Source organism: Pseudomonadota bacterium (genome assembly GCA_039815145.1).
Taxonomy (GTDB): Bacteria; Pseudomonadota; Gammaproteobacteria; order Steroidobacterales; family JBCBZW01; genus JBCBZW01.
On record JBCBZW010000144.1, the window covers coordinates 1 to 11712 of the forward strand.

Sequence of the window (11712 nt, forward strand, 5' to 3'; positions counted from 1 at the left end):
GCGGTCTCTCGGAAAACGGCAAAACGGGCCACGGTACGTAACCGCATCAAGCGCCAGGTCCGTGAGTCCTTTCGCCTGATCCACGCTGAGCTGCCGGCTGCCGACTTCGTGGTCATCGCTAAGGGCCCTAGTGCCAATCTGGAGGCGCCGGCCATGCGCGAGAGCTTGTCTCGGCATTGGCGCCGTCTGAGTCGCAAGTGCGCAGCCTGATTCGTTTTTTCATCCGCTGCTACCGGTGGGGGATCAGCCCCTTCCTGCCCCGTAGCTGCCGCTTCTACCCGAGCTGCTCGACCTATGCACTAGAGGCCTTCGAGCGCTATCCCCTGGCCAAAGCCGGGGAACTCACCGTGAAACGCCTGGCAAAGTGCCACCCCTGGCACGCGGGCGGGTATGATCCGCTCCCGGAAGCGCCCACTCATAATGATGTGGCTCACGGCAGCGAGGCCTGCGCGTGCCACAAGCCCCCAGCGACACGAGCCTGATCCTCAAGCAGCGCCGGCCCGTCGCAGCCCACATGTAAGCGAGATTCATGGAGCAACAACGACTATTCCTGTGGCTGGCTCTAGCCTTCGTCATGATGCTGATCTGGCAAGCCTGGGTGACGGATTACGGCCCGCGCTCGGCGCCAACCGCCGCGCCCCCCGTCGCCGAGGCGCCCGGCCTCGACGCTGGCGAGCTGCCGCCCGCGGCAGACCTCGGCGATGACAGCGACCTGCCTGCGGCGCCCAGCGGTGGCACTAGCATGGTGCCGACGGTTTCCCCGGCCGCCGATTCCGGCACCCGCGTGCGGGTGGAGACGGATGTCTTCGAGATCGATCTGGGCTCCCTCGGCGCCAGCCTGCGTCGCGCCGTGCTATCGGCCTATCGCGTGAGCGCCAGCAACCCGGCGCCGGTGACGCTCCTCGATGATGCGACGGTCTCCCAGCTCTACGTCATCAACTCCGGCGTTCGCGGCGTGGGTGACGAAGCGCAGCCGACCCACCGCGAACCCTTCGCCAGCACGGCCGAGACCTTCGTGCTGGCCGATGGCCAGGATGAGCTGCGCGTGCCGTTCGCCTGGAGCGACGGGGATCTGCGCTCTACCAAGACCTACATCTTCCGCCGCGGTAGCTACGAGATCGATATCGAGCAGACGGTGACCAACGAAGGTAGCGAGGCTTGGCGCGGTTCGCCTTACGTACAGATCCGCCGCCGCCAACCGCCCAATAAGCGCTCGATGACCGATGTGGAGTCGTTCTCCTATCGCGGCGCCGTGGTGTACGACGGTGGCAAGTACGAGAAGCTCAAGCCTAAGGCCCTGCGCAAGGATGGGCTCGACGTCACGGCCACGGGCGGTTGGTTCGCCTCGATCCAGCACCACTTCATCGGCGCCGCGGTGCCGCCGGAAGATACGCCCACGCGTTTCGTTGCCAACATCAACGATGCGGGCATCGTCACCCAGAACGCCATCGCCGCGCAGCTCTACGACGTAGCGCCCGGCGAGACGGTGACCTTCACCCAGCGTCTCTACGTGGGCCCAAAGCTACAGGAGCAGCTGCGCGAGGTATCACCCCGCTTGCCCCTGGCGGTCGACTACGGCTTCTTCAAGATCTTCGCGCAGCCCCTGTACTGGGTGCTGGACAAGATCCACAGCCTCATCGGCAACTGGGGCTGGTCCATCATCTTACTGACCATTCTGATCAAGGCGCTCTTCTACAAGCTTTCCGAGCAGGCCGGCTTCTCCATGGCCAAGATGCGCAAGGTCGCGCCTCGCATGAAGCAGCTACAGGAGCGCTACAAAGACGATCGGATGCAGCTCAATCAAAAGATGATGGAGCTGTACAAGAAGGAAAAGGTAAATCCGGCCGCCGGCTGTTTGCCGTTGCTGGTGCAGATGCCTGTCTTCATCGCCCTGTACTGGGTGCTGCTGGAGAGCGTGGAGCTGCGCCAGGCGCCCTTCATGCTCTGGCTGCAGGACCTATCGGCGCGTGATCCTTTCTTCGTCCTTCCCGTGCTGATGGGCATCAGCATGTTCGTGCAGCAGAAGATGAACCCGCCCCCGCCTGATCCCGTGCAAGCGCGCATCTTCCAACTGCTCCCGATCGTGTTCACGTTCTTCTTCGCCTTCTTCCCGTCCGGCCTGGTGCTGTACTGGTTGGTGAACAACGTGTTGACGGCGGCGCAGCAGTGGCGCATCAACAAGGTGGTGGAGGGTGCCACGGCCAACGCCTAGGCACGGCCCTAGCCCGTGAGCGGTGAGATGCCGGGCGCGGGCGAGACGATCGTCGCCCTGGCCACGCCGCCGGGGCGCGGTGGCGTCGGCGTGGTGCGCCTGTCGGGGCCGCATGCTCGCGCCATCGCGGGTCGGGTGGCGCGTCACCGCGGCGCGGCGCCGAGCTTCCGTCCGCGGCAGATGCAATGGGTCACCTTCGTCGATGACGGTGGCCAGCCCCTGGACTCGGGCCTCATCGTCTACTTCCAAGCACCCGCGTCCTTCACCGGCGAGGACGTCGTGGAGTGTCACGGCCACGGCAGCCCCCATGCCCTCGATGAGCTGCTGCGGGCTCTGCTGGTCGCGGGTGCTCGACAAGCGCGCGCTGGCGAATTCAGCCAACGCGCCTTTCTCAACGGCAAGCTTGATCTGTCGCAAGCCGAAGCGGTCGCCGATCTGATCGCGGCGGGCACCGCCGGCGCTGCTCGTGCGGCGACGCGCTCACTCCAGGGACAACTTTCGCACGACGTGCACGCCCTCGGCGCCGAACTGCTGCGCTTGCGCGCCTGGTGCGAGGCGACCATCGACTTCGATGACGAAGACGACGTGGCCCGCGACAACCACGGACCCCTCGGCGACGGCCTGCGCCAGCTCCACCGTGGTTTGCGAGCGCTTCGTGCCCGCTGCGTGGCGGGTCGCGCCCTGCGGGAGGGGCTCACGGTCGTGCTCGCGGGCCCGCCCAACGCGGGAAAATCGAGCCTCATGAACGCCCTCGCAGACGATGACGTAGCCATCGTCACCGACACGCCGGGCACCACCCGCGATCTGCTGCGCGAGACCCTCAACCTCGACGGCCTGCCCGTGCACGTCGTCGATACGGCCGGCCTGCGCGAGACCGACGAGACCGTGGAACGCGCGGGTATCGAGCGTGCCCGCGCCGCGATGGCCAAGGCTGACCGTGTGCTCTACGTGGTGGATGCCAGCGAAGTCGACGAGGGGTCCCTCGACACTATGCTCCCGGCGCCTGCGCCCTGGCCCGATGACCTCGCCGTGACCCTCGTGCGCAACAAGATCGATCTCATCGCCGCTGCGCCCGACCTGCGCTCCGTAGATGACGGCGCCGCCGATGCACTCCTGAGCGTCTCGGCCCACACCGGGGCAGGCCTCGATCACCTACGCGCGCACCTGCGCTCGGTGGCGGGCCTCGAGCTCGCCGCGGAGCAGGCGGGGGATGCGCTCTCCGCCCGCACCCGGCACATCGATGCCCTCGATCGCACGGCCGACGTATTGGCACGCATCGAAGGCCAATGGCAGGCCGGCGAGGCGGAGCTTGTGGCCGAGGAGCTGCGCGCCGCCCATACCGCGCTCATGGAGATCACCGGCGAGACCACGCAAGAAGATCTCCTGGGCGAGATATTCTCGCGCTTTTGTATCGGCAAGTAGGTGCTCTAGCCGACGATGCTCTCGCGCTGATAGAAGCGATAGGCGATCCAACCGAATACGCCCGCCAGGGCCAGCGTCGCGGCCCAGGAGATCCCGAGGTACGCAACATTCAACGCCTCGCCTTTGATCAACTCGGTCATCAGCAGGTGCTGGCCGAGACTCGGGACCGCCGTCAACAAGGCCGTCGGCCGCACGCCGTAGATGAACGCGAACACGATCGGAAAGGTCGGCACCAGCATCATCAGCGAGACGTAGGTCTGCGCTTCGCGGTAGGTGCGTGTGAAGCTCGCGACCAGGGTGAGCAAGCTGGCGCCGAACAGCGCGAAGGGCAGCATGACCAGCAGCAAGCTACCTACCACCTTGGGGCCGAAGTTCGCGACCATGCCCACCTGGTCCAACGGAATCAGCGGTACCGCTACGGAAAAGGCGATGAGCGACACGGTAAGGGAAATGACTGAAAACACGGACGTGGCGGCGAGCTTACCGATCACCAGCCCACTGCGGGGTACGGGTAGACTCAGCAGCGGCTCAAGGGACTTACGCTCGCGTTCGCCGGCCGTCGTGTCGATTGCCAGATACATGCCGCCGAACAAGGTGGCGAAGATAAGAAAGTAGGTCACCATGCCAAGCATGGCGACGGAACGTCCTGTGGGTGTGGCGACATCATCGCTTTGCAGATTGACGGGCACGAGCACGAGGGGACTCACCCCGCGCACCATCAAGCGCCGTTGCACCAAACTCTGGCGATAGGTACCGATGGCGGACTGCACGCGCACGATATGGCGTGACGCCGCCTGATCCGATGAGTCCGCGACCAGGGTCAAGGTGGCGGGCAAGCCTTCTCGCAAGCGATCGCCGTAGTCCTCGCTGACCACCAACACGAGCTCTCGCTCGCCCGAACGCACGAGTGCCCGCGGATCGCCCTCGACGGCCACGGTGGTGATGTTCTGCTGGGCCAGCCAGGCCACCAGGTTCGGTGCGCGCTGCTCACCCTGGGTAGCGATCTCGAGCGTGCTCTCGGTTTGCTCAACGGCGCGATCGAGGGAGATGCTGATCATGCCGCCGAACATCAGGGGTCCGAGCAGGGGGCCCATGAGCAGGGCGGAGGCCAGGGTGCGGCGGTCGCGCAGGTTATCCAGGCACTCTTTCAGGAAGACGATCCAAGCGGTGCGCATCAGCATCACATCAGGCCCTCGCCGCTGCCGAGGGCGTTCACGAACGCCTCCTCGAAGGTGTCACCTCCCAGCTTCTCCAACAGCGCGTCCGGCGTGCCAGAGGCGGCCACTCGGCCGCCGCTCACGATCACCACCTCGTCACAGAGGGCGCTCACCTCCTGCATGATGTGGCTGGAGAAGACCACGCAGCGGCCTTCGTCGCGGAAGCGTCGAATCAGCTCGCGCATGGCGCGGGTGGCCATTACGTCGAGGCCGTTGGTGGGTTCGTCGAGGAGCAGGTTGGCCGGGTTGTGCACCATGGCGCGGGCAAGCCCAACCTTGGTCTTCTCGCCCTGGCTGAAGCCGTCCGTGCGTCGGTCCGCCACATGGCCGAGGTCCAGCATGTCGATCAGCTCATCCACGCGGTGGGCGAGGGCCTTGCCGTCCATGCCATGCAGCTGGCCGAAGTAGCGGATGTTCTCCCGCGCCGTAAGCTGCTTGTACAAGCCTGACTGGTGCGGCAGCACCCCCAGCCGTGCGCGGGCGCGAAGGGGATATCGGTGCACGTCGATCTGGTCGACCAACGCCTGGCCCCGATCCGGGTTCAGCTGGGCGTAGAGCATACGAAGAGTGGTGGACTTGCCAGCGCCGTTGGGGCCGAGCAGGCCGGTCACGGCGCCATCGCGGGCGGCGAAACTCACCTCGTCCACGGCCACCACGCCGGGAAACGTCTTGTGCAGCTGGGTCGCTTCGAGCATGAGGTCCTCTAGGGCGCGGTGGCGGAGAAATCGAGGAAGAACGCGGTCGGCGCCAGGCGTTCGACGCAGCTCGTGTCCAGCGCTTCGTGGCTGGCATCGACCACGAACTTACCGATCAAACGCGGTAGGCAGCCGCTGGCGGCGACGCCGTGACCTTGCCCATTGGCGATGATGTGCAGGGCGTTCGAGAGGTGAGCCCCGTCCTCGCCGATGGCGCGCTCGCCGTTGCGCGGCGGCGTGATCGGATCGGCCTCCCCGGACAGGATGAGTACCGGGTGATCGCTGACCACCGCCTCCTTGAAGCCCTCGTCGATCACGCCGCGCGGCCACACGCCGCAGATGGTGGCGAGGCCCTCGTGCTGTTCGCTGCCGAGGTAGGTGCGCTCGATTTCCTCCAGAGAAAGCTCGCGGCTGATGAACTCGTCGAAGTAGGGCGCATCCTCCGTGCAGGCGACGGCGTTGTGCATGCCGTAGCTCAAGGACTCATCGAGCGAGGACATCACCATCTGCGCTTGCGCAGCCAGGGGTTGGTAGTTGCCCTGCGCCGCTTGTTCGATGATGAGCGGGATCAGGGACGCGGCCGTCGGCGAATAGCTGAGCAGGCGAACGGCAGCGCGCAGGTGGGCGATACCAACGTCGAGGGTGATCGGCTCGCCGGTGAAGGGATCCCCTAGGCTCACTTCGATCGGCCCCTCCTCGAGCGTCGCTTGGACTTGGGAGAACTTGGCCTGGAGCGCGATGAAGCGCTCGGCGCAGGCGGGGTCGTCCTGGCAGCGGCTGAAGAGCCTATCGAGGGCAGTCTGGGCGTCGAGGGCGATCTCCGGGGCGATCGGGATCTGCATCGGCACCACGCCGTCGAGGATCACGGTACGGGTGTGTTCTGGGTGTTGGCGCAGGTAGTGCAGGGCGACGCGGGTGCCGTAGGAGGCGCCGTAGACATCGAGTTGCGCGTAGCCGAGGGCCTCGCGGACGGCGTCGAGGTCATCGACGGCGACGCTGGTGGTGTAGAAGCGTGGGTCGTGGGGCAGGGCGTCGAGGCAGGCGCGGGTGAGGTCGAGCATCTTCTCGTCGTCGACGTCTACCACTTCGTCGATGCCGCTGAAGTCGCAGTCGAGGCGGTTGGAGTCGCCTGTGCCGCGCTGGTCGACGAGGACGATGTCGCGGCGCCGGCGGACCTGCTCGAAGGCGCTGGCGAAGCTTACGTAGAACGCCGTCGCCGCCGCGCCCGGCCCGCCGGCGAGCACGGTCAGGGCGTCCTCGGCCGGGGTGGGCGTGAGAGCGGGAATCACCGCCACCTTGAGGCTCACCTGCTTGCCGTCGGGGCGGGACGGATCTTCCGGACGATCGATACGGGTGCAGCGGGCGGCCAGGCGGCGCAGCTTGGCCGTGTCGCTGATCAGGCAATCGGCAAAGTCCACCGCGGCGCCGGCGGTCGCCGGGGGCTCGCCTTGGGCCGAGGCGACGCTGGCCAGGGCGACGAGCAGCAGACCGGCGAAGCGGCGGGTCTCGATACGACCTGTACGTCGCCCTTGGATGGCTCGGTGTCTCATGTCACTCCAGTACTTCAAGCGGGTGCGGCGCGGTCGGCCACTCGATGGCTGTAGTCAACGAATGCGGCGAAACCTTACACGGGGCTTGGGCCTGTGGCCGCTACCTGGGTCGTGCATGCGCCAGGTGGTCAAAAAAACACCTTCGAACCGCTACACTGCGCGCCATGCGATACCCGACGGAATACGATGTGTTGGTGATCGGCGGGGGTCACGCCGGTACGGAGGCAGCCTTGGCAGCGGCCCGGAGCGGCGCGTCCACGCTGCTGGTCACCCACAACGTCGACACCCTGGGCCAGATGAGCTGCAACCCCTCGATCGGCGGCATCGGCAAGGGGCACCTGACCCGCGAGATCGACGCCCTCGGTGGGGTCATGGCCCGCGCCGCGGATCGTGCCGGGATCCACTTCCGTACCCTGAACGCGCGCAAGGGGCCAGCGGTGCGCGCCACCCGGGCCCAGGCCGATCGGGTGCTCTACCGGGATGCCGTGCGCCAGACCCTGCAGACCCAGCTGGGCCTGGCGATCCTCCAGCAGGGCGTGGATGACGTGCTGATCGAGGGGGAGCGCGTGGTCGGCGTGCTCACCGCCCTCGGCGTGCAGATCCGCGCCCGCTGCGTCGTGCTCACGGCCGGCACCTTCCTCGCCGGCAAAATTCACGTGGGCGAGGCCCAACAGGCCGGCGGCCGCGCGGGGGATGCGCCGGCGAATCGCCTGGCCACGCGTCTGCGCGAACTCGCCGTGCGCACCGGGCGCCTGAAGACCGGGACCCCACCGCGCATCGACGGCACCACTATCGACTACGCGAAGCTCACGCCCCAACCAGGCGATGAGCCGTGCCCCGTCTTCTCTTACCTCGGCAGCCGCGCCGATCATCCTCGCCAAGTCGATTGCCACATCACGCGCACCACCGAGCGCACGCACGAGATCATTCGTGGCGCCCTGGACCGCTCGCCCATGTTCAGCGGCGCCATCGACGGCGTCGGGCCGCGCTACTGCCCCTCGGTGGAAGATAAGGTGGTGCGCTTCGCCGACCGCGACTCCCATCAGATCTTTGTCGAGCCCGAGGGCCTCACCACCCTCGAGGTCTACCCGAACGGGATCTCCACCTCACTGCCCTTCGACGTGCAGCTGGCGCTGGTGCAGTCCATCCCGGGCTTCGAGCGGGCGCACATCACCCGACCGGGCTACGCCATCGAGTACGACTACTTCGACCCACGCGACCTGATGCCCTCCTTAGCTACCCACGCGGTGCAAGGGCTCTACTTCGCGGGCCAGATCAACGGCACGACGGGCTACGAGGAGGCGGCGGCGCAAGGTTTGATCGCAGGCCTCAACGCGGCTCGCGAAGCGCGCGGGGAGGGACCGTGGTGGCCGCGGCGAGATCAGGGCTACATCGGCGTACTCATCGATGATCTCACCACTCGCGGCACGAGCGAACCCTACCGTATGTTCACCAGCCGCGCGGAACACCGCCTGCTCCTGCGCGAGGACAATGCGGATCTGCGCTTGACGCCTACCGGGCGCGAGCTCGGCCTGGTGGACGACGAGCGCTGGGCCTGTTTCGAGCGCCGACGCGACGGCATCGAGGGGGAGCACCGGCGCCTGGAAAAGCTCCTCATCCGCCCCGAAGCACAAGATCCAGGTACGCTAGCAGAAATATTCGGTGACGTGCCCTCTCGCGAGCTGCATGCCCTGGAGGCCCTGAAGCGCCCCGGCGTGACCTACGCTGGCCTGATGCGCTTGTCGGGCGTGGGTCCTGGCGTCGATCAGGAGGATGTGGCCTTCGCCCTCGAGGTGAACGCACGCTACGAGGGCTACATCGCCCGCCAGCAGCTCGATATCGAACGCCAACGGGCGGCGGAGAACACCACCCTGCCCGACACCCTGGACTACACCGCCGTGCGCGGTCTCAGCGTGGAGGTCTGCCAGAAGCTCACGCAGGCGCGGCCCCATACGGTGGGCCAGGCGGCCCGCCTGGCGGGGGTCACGCCGGCGGCCATCTCCCTGCTACTCGTTCATCTGAAGCGTCACGCAAGCTAACGCTATTACTAGGAGCCCTAATGCGATTCCACGAATTCGACCTCTCCGCCCTCGACGGCAGCACCAACCTGCTCGCCAAGGCGGAAGGCAAGGTGGTGTTGGCCGTGAACGTGGCCAGCCAGTGCGGCTTCACCTCGCAGTACGATGGCTTGCAGGCGTTGTTCGAAGAGCTCAACGATCAAGAGTTTCTGATCATCGGCTTCCCCTGCAACCAATTCGGCGCCCAGGAGCCGGGGTCACCGGAGGAAATCGCCAACTTCTGCCAGGTGAACTACAACGTCACCTTCCCCCTGAGCGAGAAGATCGAGGTTAACGGCGACGATCGCCATCCCCTCTACGCCTGGCTCACGGACCAGGCCCAGGGACAGCCCGGTGACATTCGCTGGAACTTCGAGAAGTTTCTGATCGGCCGCGACGGCCAGGTGATCGCCCGCTACGGCTCCAGGGTCGCGCCCGAAGACGCCACCCTGCTGCAGGAGTTGGCCGACGCGCTCGAGTAAGGCGCGTCAATCAGCCTCGGCGGTGATCAGATCGAAGGTGGCGCGCACGCGCACGTCGATGCTGATCTGGCCGGGGTCGTAGGTGTCCTCACCAGGGCTCGGGCCGGAGGCTGCGATCCGCGCCCGCGAATAGCGTTCGACGGGCGGGCGTACGCCGGCGTCGTCGGTGGAGATGTCACGGACGGCGCCGAGCGTGGCGTCGAGGGTGCTCGCCAGCACCTCGGCGCGAGCCCGCGCGTCCAGGGCGGCGAGCTTTAGGGCCTCGCGCTGCAAGCGCGCCTCATCGGTCACGGCGAAGCTCGGCGGTGAGGCTTGATTGGCCCCCAGGGCGATGCTGCGCTCGATGAGTGGCCCCAGCTGTTCCAGGTCCCGCAGCACCACCACCAGTTCGCGCGATACCCGGTAGCCGACGATGCGCGGTCCCTCGTCCGACGAGGTGCCGCGGTTCTGCCGTGCGTACTCCGGGTAGATGCGCACGCCCGTGGTGGACAGGTCCTTGCTCTCAACGCCGAGATCCTGGCACAGCTCGCGGAAGGCGCCCACCACCTTGGCCACCGCATCGCGTGCCTGCTCAGCGCTCGGCCGGGACTCGGCGACGCCGAGACGCACCAGCGCATGGTCCGGATCGGCCTCTACGGTGGCGCTGCCGGTGACGGATACCTGACGTTGGACCATGGGGCGACCCTCCATACTGTCGTCGTGCTGAGCGGCCGAGGTTAGGGGTGCGAGCAGGGCGCCGACCAGGATGGCGGTGAGGGTGGGCAAGGCTCGCCGGCGGTGGCGTAAACGTCGCATCGTGAGGCTCCTCGAGGCGGTACCAGTCGGCGTTTCGGTTCGCCGCAGTGACGCCAAATTTTGGGATGATATACCATACCCTCGGTTAGACCCCGTTCGGACGCCAAGTGCGCCGCAGGCTCGAGTCTCGATGCCCCGCAAAGCGGTCAATCCAGTTTAGTTTTCAGCGTTTTATCTCCGGGAGGATGCATGCTGGCAGTGATGAGGCCGGTCGCTTTGGCGACCGCGGCTGTGCTTTCCATGGGCTTTTTTCAGGGGGCTGCGGCCGAGCAGTCAAAGGGTGAGTTGCTCTTCGAGACGTGCCGCGGTTGCCACGGCATCCCGGGCTACAAGAACAACTACCCCACCTACAAGGTGCCCATGCTCGGCGGTCAGAGCGAGCAGTACATCGTCGATGCCCTGAACGCCTACAAGAACGGCACGCGCAAGCACGAAACGATGCACGCCCAGGCCTCGTCGCTCTCCACGGACGACATGCGGGCGATCGCGAGCTACCTGAGCGCCGCCACGGAAGTGAGCAGCGAGACCACGGGCAAGGCGCCGGCAGCGGCTGCCGCGTGCTCCGCCTGCCACGGCCCGAACGGCAAGGCGATCGCACCCAACTTCCCAAGCCTCGCAGGCCAGCACGCGGACTACCTGGCGTTCTCCCTGAAGCGCTACCGCTCGGGTGAGCGCAACAACGCGATCATGGCGGGCTTTGCGAGCAACCTCGACGACGACACCATCAAGGGCCTCGCTGCGTACTTCTCCAGTCAGCGCGACGGACTCACCACCGTCGAGCGCTGAGGCCTAAGGCTTTGGCCTTGCTCACGCGTTACGCCCACGGCATTACCGCCGTGGACTCGGCCCTGATCCGGCCGGGCTTCGACGCGGTCCACGTCATCACCGACGGCGGGCGGGCCGCGATCGTGGATACGGGCACCGGACACTCGGTGCCCCACATTCTCGAGGCCCTGGGCGAACTCGGCATCGATCCGGCGGTCGTGGACTACTTGTTCGTCACCCACGTCCACCTCGACCATGCGGGGGGCGCGGGTGCCCTGCTGCCGTCCCTGCCCAACGCCAAGGTGGTCATACACCCGCGGGGCGCACGCCATCTGATCGAACCCAGCAAGCTGGTCGCTGGCAGCGTCGCCGTTTACGGCGAAGAGCCATTCCGGCGGATGTACGGGGATATCGCCCCGATCCCCGAGGATCGCGTTCATATCGCCGCTGATGGCGAACGCTTCCGCTTGGGTGGGCGCGACCTCGAGGCCATCCACACGGAGGGCCACGCCCGCCA

12 protein-coding genes are annotated in these 11712 nt (G+C 66.6%); 8 read left to right on the forward strand and 4 right to left on the reverse strand.

What is annotated here, in order from left to right:
* The 4 genes from rnpA to mnmE all read left to right on the forward strand — a co-directional run.
* Positions 1-210: ribonuclease P protein component (rnpA, locus tag AAF184_21795; GenBank protein ID MEO0424984.1), on the forward strand; the 210-nt coding region annotated here is incomplete at its 5' end.
* A complete protein-coding gene (yidD, locus tag AAF184_21800; GenBank protein MEO0424985.1) occupies positions 198-482 on the forward strand; it encodes a membrane protein insertion efficiency factor YidD in 285 nt (94 codons plus the stop codon). The genes rnpA and yidD, both read left to right, overlap by 13 nt.
* A 47-nt stretch (positions 483-529) precedes the next feature.
* The gene (yidC, locus tag AAF184_21805) at positions 530-2212 is read left to right on the forward strand and encodes a membrane protein insertase YidC (protein ID MEO0424986.1); all 1683 of its coding nucleotides are present in this window, start codon (positions 530-532) and stop codon (positions 2210-2212) included.
* Between the two features lie 27 nt (positions 2213-2239).
* On the forward strand, positions 2240-3634 hold the full coding sequence (gene mnmE / locus AAF184_21810; protein ID MEO0424987.1) for a tRNA uridine-5-carboxymethylaminomethyl(34) synthesis GTPase MnmE: 1395 nt from the start codon (positions 2240-2242) through the stop codon (positions 3632-3634).
* A 5-nt stretch (positions 3635-3639) separates the two neighbouring features.
* On the opposite strand, the gene AAF184_21815 is transcribed toward mnmE, so the two are convergent.
* From AAF184_21815 to AAF184_21825, 3 genes are read right to left on the reverse strand one after another with little or no spacing between them, the layout of a single operon-like run.
* Positions 3640-4809, reverse strand: a complete 1170-nt coding sequence (locus AAF184_21815; protein MEO0424988.1) for an ABC transporter permease — start codon at positions 4807-4809, stop codon at positions 3640-3642.
* Positions 4810-4814: 5 nt separating this feature from the next.
* Positions 4815-5546, reverse strand: a complete 732-nt coding sequence (locus AAF184_21820) for an ATP-binding cassette domain-containing protein (protein ID MEO0424989.1) — start codon at positions 5544-5546, stop codon at positions 4815-4817.
* An 8-nt stretch (positions 5547-5554) separates the two neighbouring features.
* Positions 5555-7096, reverse strand: coding sequence for an alpha/beta fold hydrolase (locus AAF184_21825; protein ID MEO0424990.1), 1542 nt, complete (start codon positions 7094-7096; stop codon positions 5555-5557).
* Between the two features lie 164 nt (positions 7097-7260).
* On the opposite strand from AAF184_21825, the gene mnmG reads away from it, so the two are divergent.
* A complete protein-coding gene (gene mnmG, locus AAF184_21830; protein MEO0424991.1) occupies positions 7261-9135 on the forward strand; it encodes a tRNA uridine-5-carboxymethylaminomethyl(34) synthesis enzyme MnmG in 1875 nt (624 codons plus the stop codon).
* A gap of 20 nt (positions 9136-9155) precedes the next feature.
* On the forward strand, positions 9156-9635 hold the full coding sequence (locus tag AAF184_21835) for a glutathione peroxidase (protein ID MEO0424992.1): 480 nt from the start codon (positions 9156-9158) through the stop codon (positions 9633-9635).
* A gap of 6 nt (positions 9636-9641) precedes the next feature.
* On the opposite strand, the gene AAF184_21840 is transcribed toward AAF184_21835, so the two are convergent.
* The gene (locus AAF184_21840) at positions 9642-10430 is read right to left on the reverse strand and encodes an SIMPL domain-containing protein (GenBank protein MEO0424993.1); all 789 of its coding nucleotides are present in this window, start codon (positions 10428-10430) and stop codon (positions 9642-9644) included.
* 189 nt (positions 10431-10619) lie between these two features.
* Here AAF184_21840 and AAF184_21845 point away from each other — a divergent pair, with 189 nt between their 5' ends.
* Positions 10620-11216, forward strand: a complete 597-nt coding sequence (locus tag AAF184_21845) for a c-type cytochrome (protein ID MEO0424994.1) — start codon at positions 10620-10622, stop codon at positions 11214-11216.
* Between the two features lie 17 nt (positions 11217-11233).
* Positions 11234-11712 (forward strand): MBL fold metallo-hydrolase (locus AAF184_21850; protein ID MEO0424995.1); only part of this gene is annotated, 479 nt, incomplete at its 3' end.

What these genes read in the sequence shown, in the direction of transcription:
- yidC (MEO0424986.1), top strand. Translation starts at nt 530, where the DNA reads ATGGAGCAACAACGACTATTCCTGTGGCTGGCTCTAGCCTTCGTCATG.
- mnmE (MEO0424987.1), top strand. Translation starts at nt 2,240, where the DNA reads ATGCCGGGCGCGGGCGAGACGATCGTCGCCCTGGCCACGCCGCCGGGG.
- AAF184_21815 (MEO0424988.1), bottom strand. Translation starts at nt 4,809, where the DNA reads ATGCGCACCGCTTGGATCGTCTTCCTGAAAGAGTGCCTGGATAACCTG.
- AAF184_21820 (MEO0424989.1), bottom strand. Translation starts at nt 5,546, where the DNA reads ATGCTCGAAGCGACCCAGCTGCACAAGACGTTTCCCGGCGTGGTGGCC.
- AAF184_21825 (MEO0424990.1), bottom strand. Translation starts at nt 7,096, where the DNA reads ATGAGACACCGAGCCATCCAAGGGCGACGTACAGGTCGTATCGAGACC.
- mnmG (MEO0424991.1), top strand. Translation starts at nt 7,261, where the DNA reads ATGCGATACCCGACGGAATACGATGTGTTGGTGATCGGCGGGGGTCAC.
- AAF184_21835 (MEO0424992.1), top strand. Translation starts at nt 9,156, where the DNA reads ATGCGATTCCACGAATTCGACCTCTCCGCCCTCGACGGCAGCACCAAC.
- AAF184_21840 (MEO0424993.1), bottom strand. Translation starts at nt 10,430, where the DNA reads ATGCGACGTTTACGCCACCGCCGGCGAGCCTTGCCCACCCTCACCGCC.
- AAF184_21845 (MEO0424994.1), top strand. Translation starts at nt 10,620, where the DNA reads ATGCTGGCAGTGATGAGGCCGGTCGCTTTGGCGACCGCGGCTGTGCTT.